Raw genomic sequence first — 16,725 nt, forward strand, 5'->3', positions numbered from 1 at the left:
AAGAATTAAAACAAAACTAAAAGGATTGTCCCCTGTGCAATACAGAGTTCAATCCTTAGTAGCTGCTTAATATATTTGTCTAATTTTTTGGGTTCAGTTCAAACGAAGTGTCTTTTTTTACTTTAGTGATACCCTTTAGCAGAGTCTTTATGAATTTTATTTTTAAAAATACTGTAGCTCCAAAGCTGATATCCAATAACGATTGGTACCATAACCATTGCAACGAAGAACATAATTTTTAAGTTTAATTGACTACCAGCTGCGTTATATAACGTTGTACTGTATGCATCGTTAATACGAGATGGTAACATTCTTGGGAACATACCTGCAAAGCCAGTTGTCATAAACATTGCGATTGTTAGGCAAACGAATGTGAATGCAAGGCCAATTTTATGTTTGTACACCATAATAAGTGCGAGTACACTCATTAGCATTGCAAGTACTGGAAGAATGAATAGTACCGGATATTCCGTAAAGTTTTGGAATAAGTTTGTCCGATTAGCAGTTGCTACATAGAAGATAGCTAAAATAATAGCAGCTGCCATTGAAAATGGTCTTGCGATTTTATAAGCACGATCAGATACTTCACCAGTCGTTTTAATCATGACCCAAAGGGCACCGGATACGACAAATATAGCAGTGAAGAAAAGACCACCTAATATACCGTAATGGTTTAGTAAGCTAAGTAAATTTCCTTCATAGCCATTTTTTCCGATTTGTAGTCCGTAATAAAGATTAGCGAACGTAACACCGAATAAGAAGGCGATTAGGAAACTGCCAATTGCAAATGCCCATTTACAAGTTTTTTGCCAAATTGGTGAATCATCTTTATGCATGAATTCCAGTCCAGCGGCACGAGCAAATAGTGCAAGTAATACTAAGAATAACGGTGTATATAAATAACTAAACATATTAGCATATGTGACTGGGAAGGCAGCAAATGTTGCGCCACCAGCTGTAATTAACCATACTTCATTACCGCCCCAGAACGGGCCAATTGCTTCTTGTAATTGATTTCGTTCTTGTCGATCTTTCGTAACGAAAGGAAAAATCATTCCGTTACCAAGTGCATACCCGTCAAGAATGAAGTAAACTGTCCAAATCACGCCCCATAAACCGAACCAGATGATTGCAAGCATATCATGAGACATGAGCTACACCTCCCTCAGTAGCAGGTTCTTCTAATGCGGCAGGTCCTTTTTTCGCGAACTTCAGCATTAAGTATACGTCTGCGATTAAAAGTAAAGTGTAGAATAAAATTAAACTAATTAATGAGAACCAAATTTGCGGGACAGATATAGGTGATACAGATTCTGCTGTACGCATTAGTTTATATACTGTCCATGGTTGACGACCTACTTCAGCGACAATCCATCCTGCGTTAATTGCGATATAAGGAAGTAAGACAGACCATATTGTAATTTTCAAATAACGTTTTGAGTTTTCTAGTTTTCCTTTTCGGTTTAAATAGAAGCCATACCAAGTTAATGCCATAAAGAACATGCCGAGTGCAACCATTAAGCGGAAGCTATAATACACGAGGTTAACATTTGGACGTTCATCTTTCGGAATATCTTTTAAACCAACAATTTCGCCATTAAATGAATTTGTGTAGAAGAAGCTTCCGAGTTTTGGAATCGTAAGGAATTCAAAGTTCTTCTCATTTTTTACATCAGGAATTTGAACAATTGAGAAGCCTTGTCCTTTTCCAGTTTCCCAAACTGCTTCCATCGCAGCACCTTTTGCGGGTTGATATTTAGCTGCTGATACACCAGATTGATGTCCCATAAACGGTGTAATTGTTGCGGCGAATAAGCCTAACATTAAACCAAACTTAAATGATTTTTTGAAGAATTCTACTTCATTTTTACGTAATAAGTGATAAGCACTAATTGCCATAACGAAGAAAGCACCTACGATATAACAACCAACTACAGTATGGAAGAACATGTTCCAAGCGTATGGATTCGTAACGAGTGCCCAGAAATCATTTAATTCAGCGCGGCCGTTACGCACGACGTATCCAACAGGGTTTTGCATAAAGCCGTTTGCTGTAATAATCCAAAGGGCGGAAATGTTTGTTCCAAGTGCAACCATCCACATACAGAAGGCACGGAACTTTGGTGAAATTTTGTCTTTACCGAATAACCATATTCCCATGAAAGTAGATTCTAAGAAGAAGGCAACGAGTGCTTCGATTGCGAGAGGTGATCCGAAAATGTCTCCCATATATTTGGAGTACTCAGACCAGTTTGTTCCAAATTGGAATTCCATCGTAATCCCGGTTATAATCCCCATTACGAAGTTAATTGTAAATAATTTACCCCAGAAATTTGCCATTTTACGGTATGTTGGATTCAATGTGCGGGCGTATTGAGTTTCCATACATGCTACTAAAATGACAAGTCCGATTGTCAAAGGTACAAATAAAAAGTGATAAAAAATAGTAATTGCAAATTGAAAACGACTCAGTAACAGAACGTCGGACATAATAAATATTCACTCCTTTTTTACATTATCTACAATCAGTTTATAGTGAAAAAACGTTTAAAGTATGTGAAACTTGTTACAAAGATGTGTGTATATTTTGAAAGAATTATGTCGATTATCTGAAAATATCTTATTTTTACTATAAAGCGATATCCTTTTTGAGTTTTTCATATTTTGGTACACTATTTATGTAGTGTAAACGAGAGAAAAGAGGGTCCTTTACTATGAAGTCATTAGAAGAGATTTTGCAGTACAATGAGAAATTTGTTGAAGAGAAAAAATATGAAGAGTTTGTAGCGGGGAAATTTCCAAACAAAAAGATGGTAATTATTTCTTGTATGGATACACGACTTGTCGAACTATTACCAAAAGCGATGAATATGCGTAACGGTGATGTGAAAATTATTAAAGTAGCAGGCGCTGTTATTTCACATCCATTTGGAAGTATTATGCGTAGTATTTTAGTCGCTGTATACGAACTTGGCGCTGATGAAGTATGTGTAGTTGGTCACCATGATTGTGGTATGGCAAAAATTCAAGCAAGCAGTACGATTGAGAGAATGAAAGAACGCGGTATAACAGAAGAGAAATTAGATATGCTTCGTTATTCTGGAATCGATTTAGAACAATTCTTGCGCGGTTTCTCTAGTGTGGAAGAAAGTGTAGAACATAGCGTATCAGTACTTCGCAACCACCCATTACTTCCGGAAGAAGTACCTGTTCACGGTCTTGTTATAGATCCTGATACAGGAAAATTAGATTTAGTTGTGAATGGTTACGACAATTAAGAATTTACTTTGTCATCCTTTTTATCTGGGACAGGATCAAATCCTCCCGGGTGGAAAGGGTGACATTTTAATATACGCTTACAAGTAAGCCAAAAGCCTTTGAGTGCACCATGTTTTTGAAACGCCTCTAATCCGTAATGAGAACAAGTTGGATAAAAACGACATGTTGGTGGCGTCATCGGAGAAATGAACTTTTGATAAAAGCGTATAATCCCAATAAAAATCTGTTTCATAACGGTCTCCTTTTCAGCATATTCTTAAAGTATTATAGCACGACTGTACATAATACTTTACTAATGTGCATTTCCGTTATATCATATTGGATATAACGGAATTAAATTAAAAGCGGGAGAGATGTTGTATGCCATCAGTAGAAAGCTTTGAATTAGATCATACGATTGTAAAGGCACCTTATGTAAGACATTGCGGAGTTCACAATGTAGGTAGTGACGGTATTGTAAATAAATTTGATATTCGTTTCTGTCAACCGAATAAACAAGCAATGAAACCAGATGTTATTCATACGTTAGAGCATTTATTAGCATTTAATTTACGTAAATATATTGATCGTTATCCGCATTTTGATATTATCGATATTTCACCGATGGGCTGCCAAACAGGATATTATCTTGTAGTAAGCGGAACACCGACAGTACGAGAAATCATTGATTTATTAGAACTAACATTAAAAGATGCGGTTCAAATTACAGAAATTCCGGCTGCAAATGAAACGCAATGTGGTCAAGCGAAGCTTCACGACTTAGAAGGAGCACAACGCTTAATGAACTTCTGGTTAAGCCAAGATAAAGATGAACTTGAGAAAGTTTTTGGATAAAAAGAAAAACTGCCTGTGAAAGGGCAGTTTTTTTATTGTGCTAAGAGCGACCATACTCTTCTTTTGTATGAAAATATATTAGATACTCCAACATATAAAATAAAGGCAGAACAGAGAAAATAAACAAATGCTTTCGCTTTTTGCTGCTGCTTTATTTCATCGATTCCCAAAAGGGTGAACACGTAAGGTAAAAGAATAGTGAAGTTTGCAAAGAAGCTAAATAGGGCGAGAGAAAGAGCGATAGTGGCGATTATAATTCGAATGTTTTTTAACATGGAATCCCCCTTAGTAGAAAGACATAGTTACTGAGAGAAAATAATTATAAATGCTAAATTGGTCAAAATTTCATTCTACATGTAGTGAAAGTAGTTCGATATTAAGAAGAAGAATATAAGACCAGAAACGAAAAAATACGGGATACTCATTGATTTTCGTCCGGATTTTAATTCATTAATTCCTAGAAGAATAAAGGAACAACTGAGAATAAATTGTAAGTATGGAAGAAGTGAAAAATTATCGGTAACATGGACATAAGTGCTTAGAGTGAGTAAGAGAAGCATGAGAAATGCTAAAAAAATCCGTAATATAGTTAGAGTTAGCATTGTATAGCCTCCTTTAGACCATTTACTAGAATATTTCTGTGAAACCAATAAATAAAGCAGCGGCCCCTGCTAGTAGAGCGAGCAGACTACCTCCTGTTTGTCGTTTTAATATTTCCTCTAAACTTATGGTGAGGGCCATACCTCCTAAAAAGATGAACATATAAGGCATTATTTCTCTACTACCAGTAAAAAATCCATAGATTGCTATAGATAAGGCAATAAGTGATAAAGTAATCCGCCCCCCTTTTTAGCATAAAAGACCTCCTCTTATTTTATGTAGGTAATAATGAGAACTATCCAAATGAAAGCACCGGCAATAATACAAATAAGTCCAGTTGCTAATTCCTTTTTCTTTATTTGTTCAAATGCGATGAGAAACATTAAAGCCCCTAATAGAAATTATGAAAGAGGTAAAAATTTATTTTGACCTGTATATGATCCAATTGCCGACATAACGATCACAGTGAGGGCTACTATGATGGGGAGTATACGAAGCATATTATGAATCCTCCTTATTCTTTTTTGTATAAGGATTATCTTCTAGTTTATCGACGGAATGTTTATAAGCATAGCCTTTATTAATTGTCATGATGGAGAGTACGAGGATGATTAGGACGATGATAATACCGATAATTAATATTTTGAACATAAAATCCTTCCTTTTCTTTATTTTACATAATTTTGTAATTGATGAAAACAATAGAAAATAAAAGGATGAAAGAAGGGTGTTACATGGAGACGAAAAAAACATATTATATATCAATAGGAAATGGTCAAATTTCACAAGTGAAGACGGCGGATACGTATAATTTTGAGATTTCCGCAAATGATGAGGAAATTACGGAATTAAGAGAGCACTTTGATCAAGCATATGTAGAAGATTTAGGGTCATTTGTACGCTCCCACGTTCCATTTGTTGAGTATCATCACGATTCAAATAATGACCGATATGATGAACAACTACAAAAAGCATATAAAATGATTTACGATTTAGGAAATCATGAGACGAAAGAATTAGTCGCGCAAATGGGAATAATCAATGGATTGTAATTGGATAATATTATGCAGAAAAGCGAGAATATGCTACAATTTGTGGTAGGAAAAACTTGTAACCATCAATAGGGGAGTAATGGCATGTACAAATTTAAAGATTATTACCACAACACTGTACAATTATCGTTTGAACGTTATCCATTTTCTCCTGAGCCAAAGCATGTTTGGGTTGTATGCCGGTACGGGGATCAATGGTTATTAACGCATCATTTACGTCGCGGTCTTGAATTTCCAGGTGGTAAAGTAGAACTAGGGGAAACACCGGAAGAAGCGGCAGTTCGAGAGGTTCATGAAGAAACCGGCGGCATAGTTTCTGATTTAACTTACTTAGGACAATACAAAGTATCTGGAAAAGACAAAATAATCATTAAAAACATTTATTTTGCAACAATTAGTGCGGTAGAAGAACATACGCATTACGAAGAAACGAAAGGGTCTGTTTTATTAAAAGACATTCCTGACAACATTAAAACGAATAGAAAATTTAGCTTTATAATGCGCGATGACGTATTAGCGCGTACGATGAAACATATAGAAGAAATCGGCTGTTTTACGAAGTAAAGTAGCCGGTTTCTTTTTTTGTATGTAAGAATAAATGTAAATATATCTTTACATTTTTTTGGGTATATTATACAATTTTGTAAAGATATATTTACATTTTAGGAGGGGGAAGATGGATAAAAGAAAAGAAACGACTGTTACTGTTTCGATGGTTAAATTAAACTTTTCTTTATTTTTTATAATAATTGCTTTGTCGTTTGGAATTGGTTATTTGCATATATTTCTTTCAGGTGGGGTTCAAGTTGAAGTTACATTATTAACGATGTTTCTTTTTATTATCGCAATGATTGTTCTCGTTTGTATTCATGAGGCGATACATTTAATTGGCTTTCGCTATATCGGAGGTGTTCCGTGGAGTGAACTAAAATGGGGCGTTAATTGGAAATTAGGTGTTGCATATGCTCATTCTAAACAGGCGGTTACAGTAAAGCAAATGAAGAAAGTGTTAATGCTTCCGTTTTTACCAACTGGAATTTTTCCAATTGTATTGGGATTAGCTATGAATCTGGAGCCACTCTCATTTTTAGGAATTCTACTAACAGGAGGTTGTATCGGTGACATTGCCGTATATCAAAAAGTTTCAAAGTTTCCAGATGATGCGCTAGTAAAAGATCATCCGAGTAAACCTCAGTTTACAGTGTATGAATAATAAGAGGAGGCGTTTGTGAAAAACGCCTCCTCTTATTATTGTTACTTTTGGTTGGTGAATTGATATATTGTGAAAATCGCTGATATAATTTATTTGTTATTATTGTGTTGATACCTCCACCTCTAAAAACGAAAGCACCTCCAACAAATCATCTACGATACGTGAATGCTTAAAATTCCCCCAAAACGAATCTTTTTTCCAAACACCAAGAATCCCTACTTGTTCAGAACCAAGCACATCGTTTTCTGGATGATCTCCAACATAAAGACATTCTTCTGCCTTCACATCTAGTCTTTGCAAAGCACGTTCGAAAATTTCAGGATGAGGTTTTTTAATTCCTTCAGCTTCTGAAACGAGAATGGTGTTTGTATACGTATGTATATGTAGTGCTCGAAGGTTGCTCATCTGAAATTCAGTAAAACCATTTGTAATAATACCAATTTTAATGTTTCGCTGTTTTAACTGTTGAAGTAGTTCATGCGTGTTTTTGAAAGGAATACAATGATGTTGGAAGTTTGTAATATAGTCGTGTAGTAGTTGTTCTTGCGTTAAAGTAGTAATGTTGTATTCAGAAAGGAGAGTAGCATATACTTTATCCTTCCACGTATAGCCATTATTATCGAGTTCAAGAAATCGAGAACAATACTTTGATTTCTCTATGCTCTTCAAATGTGAGGCGAAGCGATTATATTGCTCACAAATAAATTGTTCTAAAGATTGGCGCCGATCTAATAGTGTTCCATCTAAGTCGAATAAGATTGCACGAATCATGGGAAGCCTCCTTGCAGTTTTTATAATTAATTATCGCATATTCGCAAAAAAATGATTATGATATTTTGTAGAATGGAATAATGGGGGATTGTATGAAGAAACTGTATGGCAAGTTAGTGTGTTGTATTATAGCAAGCAGTTTAGTTGCAGGATGCGAGAGTGCTATCGAGGTTACGAAAGAAAAAGAAATTTGTAAAACAGAAGAAGAGTGCACGCAAATAGGAGATAAAACATTACAAAAAGTATATAAAAAGATAGAGGGACTTTCAGAACTTGAAAAAGTAGAGGATTATGACATAGAAGAGTATGAAAGTATGAATATGAAAGAGGCGGAACAGAAAAAAGAAGAGGATGACAATTACTTCTTTTTAGCTTCTTATTATATCGATGATGATGAAATTGTAGATCCTTATTTTGAGAAATTGGATCGTAAGAGATTGAATAAAGTTTTTGCAGATGACAAAGTAGCAAAAGATGATTTGTTAAGCCAGCGGCAAGATAGAGAGTATCATGAAACGTTATGGGACATGTATCGCACTCTCATTCCAGTGAAATATCGTGAGAATATAACAGGGTTGGATTTAATAACGGATGGTTATGACGGCGTTGTTGCCCATGTCATGCCAAGTATGGATGACCCGAGAGATTGGTTGCTTAGTTTAGACGTGCTCGATTCTGGGGTGAATATAGATGAAGTGATGAAAACATTAATTCATGAAACGGCTCACGTATTAACGATTGGGCATAAACAAGTACCAGTGGATAGGAAATATTTAGAGGCGTTTGATGAAGAGAAAGACATTTCATCATATCGAAATAAATGTAACACGGTGTTCTTGAAAAATGGATGTGCGAGAAAAACTTCGTATATTAACCAATTTTATAATGAATTTTGGAAACCAATTGAGCAAGAGTGGACAGAAAAGAAAGTAGAAGAAAGTGAAGAGGCACAAATTGAATTTTATAAAGAAAAGCATGATGATTTTGTATCGCTGTATGGAACAACAAATGTAACGGAGGATATCGCAGATACATTTACAGCGTTCATTTTACAAGATTCAAAAAAGGTGAAAGAAGGAACAGAGTTAAAATATAAAAAAATTGCTTTCTTCTATCAGTTCCCTGAGCTTGTAAAAATGAGAGCGGAAGTGCTGTCGGGATTATATGATGTTTCAAAAACGATAGAACAACAAAGTGGAGACTAATGTGAGTTATGCTTTCGATATAGTTTCGTTAAAGAAAAGCGTGAAGAATTTTTAATTCTTTGCGTTTTTTTATGTTGATAAAATTGAAAATTCTGTATTTTTATTAAAAAGAAGAAGGAACTTGCGGTATAAAATAGAATTAGTATAAAAATGTCACAATTTAGACACAATTATAATGCGCGTGTTGTAGGGACTATAAGTTTACTCTCGAGGAGGTAATGAAACGTATGAAAACGATTCTTGCTGTTGCTGGTCTCATTTGGGTAATGTCTCACGGTTTTCCGATTTTTGAAGGGGAGCAAATTCGTAGTGCTTTGAATGAAAAGTTTAATGATTATCATGTGATAGATCGAAAAGATAATGTCGTTACAGTACGTGTGAAAGACTGTTTCCATACAGTTACGGTTGCGGATGGAAACATTACAAATGAAACGAAAATGTGTGATAAAAGGTAAAAGAAAGAAGCTGACTATAGCGCACTGTTTTGAGTCAGCTTCTTTTTCTTTTTCCAATTAGAATTTTTTCAAATGCCTCAACAAATACATACATAAGAGTTGCAAGAACACATGTGAGTAGTACGCTAAGTAAGACGAGTGTGAAGTTAAAGACTTGGAATCCGTAGCTAATTAAGTAGCCAAGTCCTTGTTTGGAAACGAGAAGTTCTCCGAAAATAACACCGACCCAGGATAAACCAACATTTACTTTTAACGTTGAGATAATTGCTGGAAAGGAGGCAGGGAGAACGACTTGCTTATAACATTGCCATTTATTTGCGCCAAATGTGTCCATCACTTTTATATAGTTAGAATCGACTTCTTGAAATGCACTGTAAATAACGAGAATGGTAATGATGATGGAAATGATTACTCCCATTGCGATAGAAGATGAAATGTTTGGACCGAAAATAACGATGATGATTGGACCGAGTGCAACTTTTGGCATTGCATTTAGGACGACGAGGTAAGGATCAAGTACGCGGGCTAGAAGTGGCATCCACCAAAGAAACGTGGCAATAATAGCACCGAGTACCGTTCCGAGAATGAAGCCTACTCCTGTTTCCAGCAATGTCGTCCATATGTGGACCCAAAGTGAACCGTCGATCCATTTCGTTAAGAAGAGATCCCAAATACTCGAAGGAGAACTAAAGAGTAAAGGATCGATCCATTCTTTTTTGCTAGCTATTTCCCATAGTGCAAAGAAAAGAATAAGTAGTAAAAGCTGTAATGAGCGAGCAATCCAAGCACGCCTGCGTTCTTTCTTTCGAAATTGTTCATGTAGTTGTTTTATATTATCCAAGTCGTTCCAGCTCCTTCCATATATCTTGAAAGAGGGCTGGGAAATCGTAGTGATGGCGTGCTTCTAACGGTGATAAAGAACGGATACTTTCCGGGACGATAAAGGTTTTTGCGATTTTTCCAGGATTCGCTTGCAGTAAATAAATACGATCACTCATCGCAATCGCCTCTTCAATATCGTGAGTAACAAGTAGTGATGTTTTCTTATATTTATTTAGTAAGTTGAAAACGAGTTCTTCTAGTTTTAATTTCGTTTGATAATCGAGTGCGGAGAATGGTTCATCTAGTAATAAAATTTTCGGATCAGTTGCTAACGTTCGAACGAGAGCAGCACGTTGACGCATACCGCCGGATAGTTCACGAGGATATTGTCCTTCTACCCCATGTAGACCGACTTGTTTTAAAAGATTTAAAGTATGTTCTTTCATCTGTTCATCATAAATCTTTCGAATATGAAGTCCAAGCATAATATTTTCTTCAATTGTTTTCCACGGGAATAAGTAATCTTGCTGCAACATATATCCCATAGATGAAGTTTTCGTTGTAATTGGTTCACCATCTAAAAAGACGATACCATCAATTGGATCAAGTAGTCCAGCAATGATTGAGAGGAGCGTTGTTTTACCGCAACCACTTGGGCCGAGTATAGAAATAAATTCGCCTTCTTCCACTTGTAAGCTCATATCTTCGAGAATAAGTTTGGCATTCTCTTTTGCGAAAAAACAGTGAGAAACGTTACGTATTTGTAAAAAACTCATACACTTCGCCTCTATTTCTTAATAACGCTTTCGGCAATTTTTGTATTGACGAGCGCTTCATGTGGGACTTCTTTTTGTAATTCACCAGCATCTTTCATAATCGTTTGGAGCTGTTTCCATTCTTCCGCATCTAGTAGTGGATTTGTCGCATAAGAATGTTGTTTTTTATACCGTTCAATTACTTTTACTGTAATGTCTTTCGAAGTGTCTTTAAATAGCGGAGAAACAGCATCAGCAATCTCTTCTGGACTATGTGTATCAACCCATTGCTGTGCCTTATAGAGCGCACGTGTGAACTTTTCAGCAGCAGCTTTATCTTTCTTTAAGAAACTTTCTTTTGCCATGAACGTTGTATAAGGAACAGTACCAGATTCATTTCCGAATGAAGCGACGATATAACCTTTACCTTCTTTTTCGAATATGCTTGCAGTCGGTTCAAAGAGCTGCACAAACTCTCCTGTACCAGATGCAAAGGCATTTGCAATATTAGCAAATTCGATATTTTGAATTAAGTTCGTATCTTTCCGAGGATCAATGCCATTTTTCTTTAAAACGTATTCCCCAACCATTTGCGGCATGCCGCCTTTACGTTGTCCTAAAAATGTAACACCTTTTACGTCATTCCAATTAAAAGAGTCTAGTTTTTTACGTGAAACTAAAAATGTCCCATCTGTTTGTGTAAGCTGTGCAAAGTTAATGACAGGGTCTTTCGCTCCTTGTTGATGAACGTAAATAGACGTTTCAGAACCGACGAGAGCAATATCAATTCCGCCAGATAATAGGGCGGTCATCGTTTTATCGCCACCAGCTGTTGTTTGTAGGTCAATATTTAGTCCTTCATCTTTAAAAAATCCTTTTTCAATCCCGACATATAATGGGGCATAGAAGAGAGAATGGGTAACTTCGCCAACGCGAATGTTTTGAGTTTGTTCTTTCGTACTTTCTTTTTTACTACTACAAGCAGCAAAAGTAAAAACAGCTAGTAACATGATGCAAAAAATCGCGATTAATTTTTTCACTATATAACACCTCCTAGAAGTCACTCTACAAGCATGATATGTAGGTAAGTGCCCATATGTGAGTGTAGATAGCAGGAATTTTTTTGGTGGTAAAGAAGTACAAATATAAGGGGTGATAAAATGGAGTACGAATACGATGATAGCGTACATTTACATCTTGATTATTTCGGGACAGAATGTGATATGGAATCGATCGCTTATAAGAGGAAGAATGAAGACGTATGGGATGTGTATTTTAATTTTGGAGTATACGGTATTCAGAAAGACGATGTAGAGTTAGGTAGGTTTATGGACGAATATGCCGGTTATTACGTTTTTTCTGTACATGCTCGCGATCTTAGTTGGGAATTTGGAAGTGCCCAGTTTGAAGAGTGGGTTTTGAAAAATCGGATAGTAGAAAAAACGCTACAAAAATAGGAGGAATTTTGTGATTGGATTTCTCATCTTATTATTTATTTTTGTGGCCGGATTTTTTATTATGCAAATGCTTATTTACCGATTTGCAAAGAAAAACATCCATAAATATACAAAAATAAAATGGTTTCATATGTGGCTACATATGAATATGAAAAAAGGACCGAGATTAGATTTTTTTGATTTTGTAGTTATAGTGCTCGTATGTATCGTATGGAAAATATGGCTGCTTCCTTTTATATAATACACATACTAATCATTTTCTCTTTTCGTTATAGTAATAGTTGTAAAAAACTTGCATTTATACGTAAAACAGTGAGTGGTGTTGTGAAAGATATTTTGACAAATACAGACACACATACATACGGAATTAAAGTGTGATTACAGAATGGACAAATTGGCCGTGTGTAAAGTGTGGGGGAATAAGAAAGAGGTCGTCCAACGGTGGGCGACCTCTTTCTTATTATGCTTGATTAGTGCGGAAGAATGGAAGCTTCTGCACAATGTGAATTAATCCGTATGCAAGAATTAAGCACATAAGAGGATTAATGAAAAATCCATAGCGATTAATTGCTAAGAATAAGTTTGAGAAGATAATGTAAATAATTGAACTTGCTACTAGCATCATAACGCGTTTATGTTTAAATGAATTTAGCATGAAGCAGAAGCTGCTCAAGAATGTACCGATGATAAACACTCTATGACATAGTTGCATAAAGTTGTGAATACGATATTGGTCTACAGCAGGAGCTGTTTTGAATAATTCAATTGTTTTACCGACAGTGAACCAAGAGAACCAATAAGTGAAGTCCGTCTTAAATCCGTTCTTAATTAATTCTTTTGCGTATGCACCTTTGTCATCTAAGCCTTTAGCTCTCATTTCATTTACTATATTTTCATATCCAATTTTATTAAATGGATCTGCACCGGCAATTAGTGGATCTGCACCTTGGGTTGAGAATAAAATAAATTGGTTGAGTGCTAAGTAGTTACGAACAACCCATGCGCCAATAATAAAGAAAGGTCCGATAAACCATAACAATCCGATTCGAATGGATTCTTTAAATCCATATGTAAATAACACAACAAGAACAGGAATGAGCATCATTGGAGCTGGATTTGGACGGAACATAAGTAAAATTGAAACGACAATTCCAAACCATATATGGAATTTCACTTTATTGTATTTCCATGCGAGAACAAATACATATACACATAACGCCAATAAGAATATGGATGGAACTTCTGTTAGCAATGTACGGAAGTATGTATAGTTACTTGGATAAATAGCATATAAAATACTTGCAACAATTCCATAAATGTTTTTTTCGAACAATTCTTTTCCTATTAAGAATACTAATAGCACTGTGCAAAGGTTCATGATCATGTTAATAACAGTTGCTACGTAATAGTAAGGAATTGATGTAATATCAGAAATAATCATAGCGCCAGCTAATAGTAATGGCTGACCTGGTGTAATATATGCATTTTTCCCTGGAACTTCACTAGGTTCTAAATACACATAACCAAATACACCATGTTTTAATAGTTGTTCAGCTGTTAACGAATAGTTAAAGGCATCATTTGCACCATATGTTACTTTGACTAACTCTCCATCTAATCCTGGCTGTTTTACTAAACAAAAAACGTGCAACAGGAAAGAAAGCGCCAAAATTGCATATACCGCTTTAGGCAAACTCTTAAACTTAGTAAGCAAAAATGAGCAACTCCTTTTTTATTAATTCTTTCATATTTTTATGTGAAATCTTTAATAGTATTAAGGATTTCCAAAACATAGTTATTATATCATAAAGTGGAATGCTGAAATTAAGTTTTTCAAGAATGAGTAATTTGTATACCACAATTTAACTGTTGATTAAGGGAATATTAAGACAATACATTTATGGTAGAAGCAAGTATGCAGACGAAATATGTAATATATGTTATTTTAATAGAAATAGTTCTTTCGATGCGGGGGAAATTAAGACATAGAAACGAGGGAATGAATTGAAGTATGGTTCTACACTTTTTCATCTTCCAAAAAGAAATATATTAATTTCTAGCATTATAAGTAGTATGGTGACTTTATTAGTAATAACTATGCTGTTTATGATTTTAAAGGTTTTTAATTTAGACATGATGAAAGATCATTTAAATCAAAAGCTTGTTTTAAGTATTATGATGATTTTCATATGGGGCATAACGTTTTATATTACGCATTTCAATAAAAAAGAGATGTCTATACTTAGAGCATCCCTGCGAGTGCATTTTATATTACTTTTATTAGCTCATACAGTAGCGTTATTTTATATTGTCATGCAAGTTAATATGAGTTTCATAGAGGCAATGAATTGGATTTACTTTTATAATATGCAGTTTATATTAAGTTTTGTAGTAATTTATGCAATATATACTCTTGTATATAATTTAATAGGTAAGGTTTTTCTAAGTATGGTTTTAACGAGCTGTACGTTAGTCATTTTATGTATTGTGAATTATTTGAAGCTTATTTTCAGAGGTGATCCGTTATATCCTTCTGATTTCACACAAATTACGCATATGCAATCTGTTATACCGATGGTGATGGACTATTTTAGTTGGAGTTATATTTTTGTCATTATCGTAAGTATCGTAGCTTGTATTGTAGCAGGGATATATATGAGAAGGTATATTCAAAATGTAAAGATTCATCTAGGAATAAGAGCCTTATTAGTAGTAGGATCTATTTTTGTTCTATATGCGTACGGTAATTTTGCGAATACATTTATGAATAAAGTATTTCAAAAATCAGGTGTAGATTTTGTTTTGTGGAATCAAAATGAGAACTACGCTTCAAATGGTTTTGTACTTGGGTTTATTAGCAATTTAGATACAACAGTTATGGAAAAACCAAAAAATTATTCTAAAGAAAATATGCTTCAAATAGCAAACGATATAAAAAAACAATATAGTGGAAATATAGGGAATCAAAAGAAAAAAGAGAAACCGAATATTATTTTTGTAATGAGTGAATCGTTTTGGGATCCGACGAAAGTAACCAACCTTTCTTTTAGTGAAGATCCTGTACCAAATTTGCATCATTATATAGAAAACTTTCCTGGGGGACAAACTATTTCTCCTACATTTGGGGGAAATACAGCGAACGTTGAATTTGAGGCATTAACAAGTTATTCAATGAGTTTGTTAAAGCCAGGTTCTATACCATATCAGCAGGTTATTACAAATAAGAAAGAAATTCCATCAATCCCTACGGCGTTGAAAAAAGAAGGGTATTACACAAGTGCAATTCATTCATTTGGTCGCACATTCTTTAAACGTGATGATGTATATAAGGTGTTAGGATTTGATAAATTTAATGCAGATGACACGATGGAAAATGTGGATATTGATGGAGATTATATTAGTGATTTAGCGATGAGTAAAGAGATAATTGCTGAGTTAGAGAAACAAAAACAACCTACATTTATTCATGCAGTTACGATGCAAAATCATTTTCCATTTACAGAGGACCGATTTGGTGAAAACCTAATAGAAATTAGCGGGCTAGAAAATGAAGAATCAAAGGGAGAATTAGAGACGTATACAGAAGGATTAAGACGTTCAGATGAGGCACTTCAATATTTAATAGAGCAACTAGATAATTTAGATAGACCTACATTATTAGTATTCTTTGGAGATCATCTTCCATCATTAGGAACAAATAAATCTTTTTATAAAGAAAACGGGTATATAACGAATGAAAAAACACCGAGTGAACGTTTAGCGATGGCGCAAACGCCGCTATTAATGTATGCAAACTTTGATATGCCAAATGATAATTTAGGTTTAGTAAGCCCAATTCATTTTTCTAATCTTATTTTTGATTATGCAGGATTAAATAAATCCTTATTTTATCAATTTTTATCGGAACTTTACAAGGAAATACCAGTGCTTAGAGATGAATTAAAAGTTGATAAAAATGGAGAAGTAATCAATGATTTAACAAAGAAACAAAAAGAAATGTTAGAGCAATATAAAATGCTCCAATATGATTTACTCGTTGGAAATCAATATAGTACAGATATCCTCTTTAAATAAAAGAAACAAAAAGAACTTGTATAACGATACAAGTTCTTTTTTCATAGTATTTAACGGGGTAACCAGACAAGCTGGGTTTAGGGAGTATTACCTGTACATTTAGTATATATGAAAATGTAATCGTTTTATTTGTGTATTTGTGAGAAATATGTGAATTTTATGTTTTGTGAAAAAATCTATTATATTAACTTTCATTCTTATATTGCAG

The 16,725-nt window shown here is 34.6% G+C and carries 21 protein-coding genes and 2 pseudogenes; 11 read left to right on the top strand and 12 right to left on the bottom strand.

The features are described 5' to 3' along the window. Nucleotides 1–122: 122 nt before the first annotated feature. Together cydB and cydA are read right to left on the bottom strand one after the other, a co-directional pair. Entirely contained in the window at nucleotides 123–1,151 is a 1,029-nt protein-coding gene (gene cydB / locus ES895_RS00005) for a cytochrome d ubiquinol oxidase subunit II (RefSeq protein ID WP_000017662.1), read from the bottom strand. After that, complete coding sequence (gene cydA / locus ES895_RS00010; protein ID WP_001286194.1) at nucleotides 1,141–2,490, bottom strand: cytochrome ubiquinol oxidase subunit I; 1,350 nt, start codon at nucleotides 2,488–2,490, stop codon at nucleotides 1,141–1,143. The genes cydB and cydA overlap by 11 nt, the downstream gene beginning before the upstream one ends. Nucleotides 2,491–2,714: 224 nt before the next feature. Between cydA and ES895_RS00015 the strand changes: the two genes are divergently transcribed. Further along, on the top strand, nucleotides 2,715–3,278 hold the full coding sequence (locus tag ES895_RS00015; RefSeq protein ID WP_000838164.1) for a beta-class carbonic anhydrase: 564 nt from the start codon (nucleotides 2,715–2,717) through the stop codon (nucleotides 3,276–3,278). Here the strand turns inward: ES895_RS00015 and yidD are convergent. Continuing rightward, nucleotides 3,275–3,511 (bottom strand): membrane protein insertion efficiency factor YidD, encoded by a 237-nt coding sequence (yidD, locus tag ES895_RS00020; RefSeq protein ID WP_000809334.1) that lies wholly within the window; start codon nucleotides 3,509–3,511, stop codon nucleotides 3,275–3,277. The genes ES895_RS00015 and yidD overlap by 4 nt on opposite strands. Before the next feature lie 128 nt (nucleotides 3,512–3,639). On the opposite strand from yidD, the gene luxS reads away from it, so the two are divergent. Then, on the top strand, nucleotides 3,640–4,113 hold the full coding sequence (gene luxS / locus ES895_RS00025; RefSeq protein WP_001141371.1) for an S-ribosylhomocysteine lyase LuxS: 474 nt from the start codon (nucleotides 3,640–3,642) through the stop codon (nucleotides 4,111–4,113). Between the two features lie 32 nt (nucleotides 4,114–4,145). Here luxS and ES895_RS00030 read toward each other — a convergent pair whose 3' ends face one another. The 4 genes and pseudogenes from ES895_RS00030 to ytzI all read right to left on the bottom strand — a co-directional run bounded on the left by ES895_RS00030 (nucleotide 4,146) and on the right by ytzI (nucleotide 5,364). After that, the gene (locus ES895_RS00030) at nucleotides 4,146–4,388 is read right to left on the bottom strand and encodes a DUF3953 domain-containing protein (RefSeq protein WP_061138891.1); all 243 of its coding nucleotides are present in this window, start codon (nucleotides 4,386–4,388) and stop codon (nucleotides 4,146–4,148) included. Nucleotides 4,389–4,740: 352 nt separating this feature from the next. Then, nucleotides 4,741–4,950 carry a DUF3953 domain-containing protein gene (locus ES895_RS00040; protein WP_097813953.1) on the bottom strand — a complete coding sequence of 70 codons (210 nt, stop codon included), beginning with the start codon at nucleotides 4,948–4,950 and terminating at the stop codon, nucleotides 4,741–4,743. 32 nt (nucleotides 4,951–4,982) lie between these two features. Next, a pseudogene (locus ES895_RS00045) lies at nucleotides 4,983–5,213 on the bottom strand (DUF3953 domain-containing protein). Nucleotide 5,214: 1 nt separating this feature from the next. Then, complete coding sequence (gene ytzI, locus ES895_RS00050; protein WP_000472790.1) at nucleotides 5,215–5,364, bottom strand: YtzI protein; 150 nt, start codon at nucleotides 5,362–5,364, stop codon at nucleotides 5,215–5,217. Between the two features lie 83 nt (nucleotides 5,365–5,447). Here ytzI and ES895_RS00055 point away from each other — a divergent pair, with 83 nt between their 5' ends. From ES895_RS00055 to ES895_RS00065, 3 genes are all read left to right on the top strand, one after another. Beyond that, a complete protein-coding gene (locus ES895_RS00055; RefSeq protein WP_000448409.1) occupies nucleotides 5,448–5,765 on the top strand; it encodes a hypothetical protein in 318 nt (105 codons plus the stop codon). 84 nt (nucleotides 5,766–5,849) lie between these two features. Beyond that, on the top strand, nucleotides 5,850–6,329 hold the full coding sequence (gene mutTA / locus ES895_RS00060) for an antimutator 8-oxo-(dGTP/GTP)ase (protein ID WP_000276385.1): 480 nt from the start codon (nucleotides 5,850–5,852) through the stop codon (nucleotides 6,327–6,329). A 112-nt stretch (nucleotides 6,330–6,441) separates the two neighbouring features. Further along, complete coding sequence (locus ES895_RS00065) at nucleotides 6,442–6,978, top strand: DUF3267 domain-containing protein (RefSeq protein WP_000361286.1); 537 nt, start codon at nucleotides 6,442–6,444, stop codon at nucleotides 6,976–6,978. A 99-nt stretch (nucleotides 6,979–7,077) separates the two neighbouring features. Here ES895_RS00065 and ES895_RS00070 read toward each other — a convergent pair whose 3' ends face one another. Further along, the gene (locus tag ES895_RS00070; protein ID WP_000617256.1) at nucleotides 7,078–7,749 is read right to left on the bottom strand and encodes an HAD family hydrolase; all 672 of its coding nucleotides are present in this window, start codon (nucleotides 7,747–7,749) and stop codon (nucleotides 7,078–7,080) included. 92 nt (nucleotides 7,750–7,841) lie between these two features. Here ES895_RS00070 and ES895_RS00075 point away from each other — a divergent pair, with 92 nt between their 5' ends. Together ES895_RS00075 and ES895_RS00080 are read left to right on the top strand one after the other, a co-directional pair. After that, entirely contained in the window at nucleotides 7,842–8,954 is a 1,113-nt protein-coding gene (locus ES895_RS00075; protein WP_000737831.1) for a hypothetical protein, read from the top strand. A 227-nt stretch (nucleotides 8,955–9,181) separates the two neighbouring features. Further along, complete coding sequence (locus ES895_RS00080; protein ID WP_000849112.1) at nucleotides 9,182–9,409, top strand: hypothetical protein; 228 nt, start codon at nucleotides 9,182–9,184, stop codon at nucleotides 9,407–9,409. 34 nt (nucleotides 9,410–9,443) lie between these two features. Here the strand turns inward: ES895_RS00080 and ES895_RS00085 are convergent, their stop codons facing one another. Genes ES895_RS00085 through ES895_RS00095 form a run of 3 tightly spaced genes read right to left on the bottom strand, consistent with a single transcriptional unit; the run spans nucleotide 9,444 to nucleotide 12,026 of the window. Further along, a complete protein-coding gene (locus ES895_RS00085; RefSeq protein WP_000368771.1) occupies nucleotides 9,444–10,250 on the bottom strand; it encodes an ABC transporter permease in 807 nt (268 codons plus the stop codon). Continuing rightward, the gene (locus ES895_RS00090) at nucleotides 10,243–11,007 is read right to left on the bottom strand and encodes an ABC transporter ATP-binding protein (RefSeq protein WP_000009025.1); all 765 of its coding nucleotides are present in this window, start codon (nucleotides 11,005–11,007) and stop codon (nucleotides 10,243–10,245) included. Before ES895_RS00090 ends, ES895_RS00085 begins: the two co-directional genes overlap by 8 nt. Before the next feature lie 11 nt (nucleotides 11,008–11,018). Beyond that, complete coding sequence (locus tag ES895_RS00095) at nucleotides 11,019–12,026, bottom strand: ABC transporter substrate-binding protein (protein WP_000733151.1); 1,008 nt, start codon at nucleotides 12,024–12,026, stop codon at nucleotides 11,019–11,021. Nucleotides 12,027–12,146: 120 nt separating this feature from the next. Here ES895_RS00095 and ES895_RS00100 point away from each other — a divergent pair, with 120 nt between their 5' ends. The 3 genes and pseudogenes from ES895_RS00100 to ES895_RS29640 all read left to right on the top strand — a co-directional run. Then, complete coding sequence (locus ES895_RS00100; protein ID WP_000455580.1) at nucleotides 12,147–12,443, top strand: DUF3986 family protein; 297 nt, start codon at nucleotides 12,147–12,149, stop codon at nucleotides 12,441–12,443. A 10-nt stretch (nucleotides 12,444–12,453) separates the two neighbouring features. Beyond that, the gene (locus tag ES895_RS00105; RefSeq protein ID WP_000578981.1) at nucleotides 12,454–12,684 is read left to right on the top strand and encodes a hypothetical protein; all 231 of its coding nucleotides are present in this window, start codon (nucleotides 12,454–12,456) and stop codon (nucleotides 12,682–12,684) included. A 65-nt stretch (nucleotides 12,685–12,749) separates the two neighbouring features. Then, nucleotides 12,750–12,821: pseudogene (locus ES895_RS29640) on the top strand (DUF2196 domain-containing protein); the annotation flags it as partial. Nucleotides 12,822–12,903: 82 nt separating this feature from the next. Here ES895_RS29640 and ES895_RS00115 read toward each other — a convergent pair. After that, nucleotides 12,904–14,157: a glycosyltransferase family 39 protein gene (locus ES895_RS00115; protein ID WP_000956220.1), complete on the bottom strand. Its 1,254-nt coding sequence runs from the start codon at nucleotides 14,155–14,157 to the stop codon at nucleotides 12,904–12,906. 290 nt (nucleotides 14,158–14,447) lie between these two features. On the opposite strand from ES895_RS00115, the gene ES895_RS00120 reads away from it, so the two are divergent. Next, complete coding sequence (locus ES895_RS00120; protein ID WP_000873622.1) at nucleotides 14,448–16,517, top strand: LTA synthase family protein; 2,070 nt, start codon at nucleotides 14,448–14,450, stop codon at nucleotides 16,515–16,517. The last annotated feature ends 208 nt before the right edge of the window (nucleotides 16,518–16,725 follow it).

Origin of the sequence: Bacillus sp. 007/AIA-02/001 (assembly GCF_004634455.1) — a bacterium.
Classification (GTDB): domain Bacteria; phylum Bacillota; class Bacilli; order Bacillales; family Bacillaceae_G; genus Bacillus_A; species Bacillus_A cereus.

Excerpts from the sequence above, each read along its gene's own strand:
- ES895_RS00080 (WP_000849112.1), top strand. The coding sequence starts at position 9,182 with ATGAAAACGATTCTTGCTGTTGCTGGTCTCATTTGGGTAATGTCTCAC.
- ES895_RS00090 (WP_000009025.1), bottom strand. The coding sequence starts at position 11,007 with ATGAGTTTTTTACAAATACGTAACGTTTCTCACTGTTTTTTCGCAAAA.
- ES895_RS00055 (WP_000448409.1), top strand. The coding sequence starts at position 5,448 with ATGGAGACGAAAAAAACATATTATATATCAATAGGAAATGGTCAAATT.
- ES895_RS00075 (WP_000737831.1), top strand. The coding sequence starts at position 7,842 with ATGAAGAAACTGTATGGCAAGTTAGTGTGTTGTATTATAGCAAGCAGT.
- ES895_RS00065 (WP_000361286.1), top strand. The coding sequence starts at position 6,442 with ATGGATAAAAGAAAAGAAACGACTGTTACTGTTTCGATGGTTAAATTA.
- ES895_RS00100 (WP_000455580.1), top strand. The coding sequence starts at position 12,147 with ATGGAGTACGAATACGATGATAGCGTACATTTACATCTTGATTATTTC.
- cydA (WP_001286194.1), bottom strand. The coding sequence starts at position 2,490 with ATGTCCGACGTTCTGTTACTGAGTCGTTTTCAATTTGCAATTACTATT.
- cydB (WP_000017662.1), bottom strand. The coding sequence starts at position 1,151 with ATGTCTCATGATATGCTTGCAATCATCTGGTTCGGTTTATGGGGCGTG.
- ES895_RS00070 (WP_000617256.1), bottom strand. The coding sequence starts at position 7,749 with ATGATTCGTGCAATCTTATTCGACTTAGATGGAACACTATTAGATCGG.
- ES895_RS00030 (WP_061138891.1), bottom strand. The coding sequence starts at position 4,388 with ATGTTAAAAAACATTCGAATTATAATCGCCACTATCGCTCTTTCTCTC.
- ytzI (WP_000472790.1), bottom strand. The coding sequence starts at position 5,364 with ATGTTCAAAATATTAATTATCGGTATTATCATCGTCCTAATCATCCTC.
- ES895_RS00015 (WP_000838164.1), top strand. The coding sequence starts at position 2,715 with ATGAAGTCATTAGAAGAGATTTTGCAGTACAATGAGAAATTTGTTGAA.
- luxS (WP_001141371.1), top strand. The coding sequence starts at position 3,640 with ATGCCATCAGTAGAAAGCTTTGAATTAGATCATACGATTGTAAAGGCA.
- mutTA (WP_000276385.1), top strand. The coding sequence starts at position 5,850 with ATGTACAAATTTAAAGATTATTACCACAACACTGTACAATTATCGTTT.
- yidD (WP_000809334.1), bottom strand. The coding sequence starts at position 3,511 with ATGAAACAGATTTTTATTGGGATTATACGCTTTTATCAAAAGTTCATT.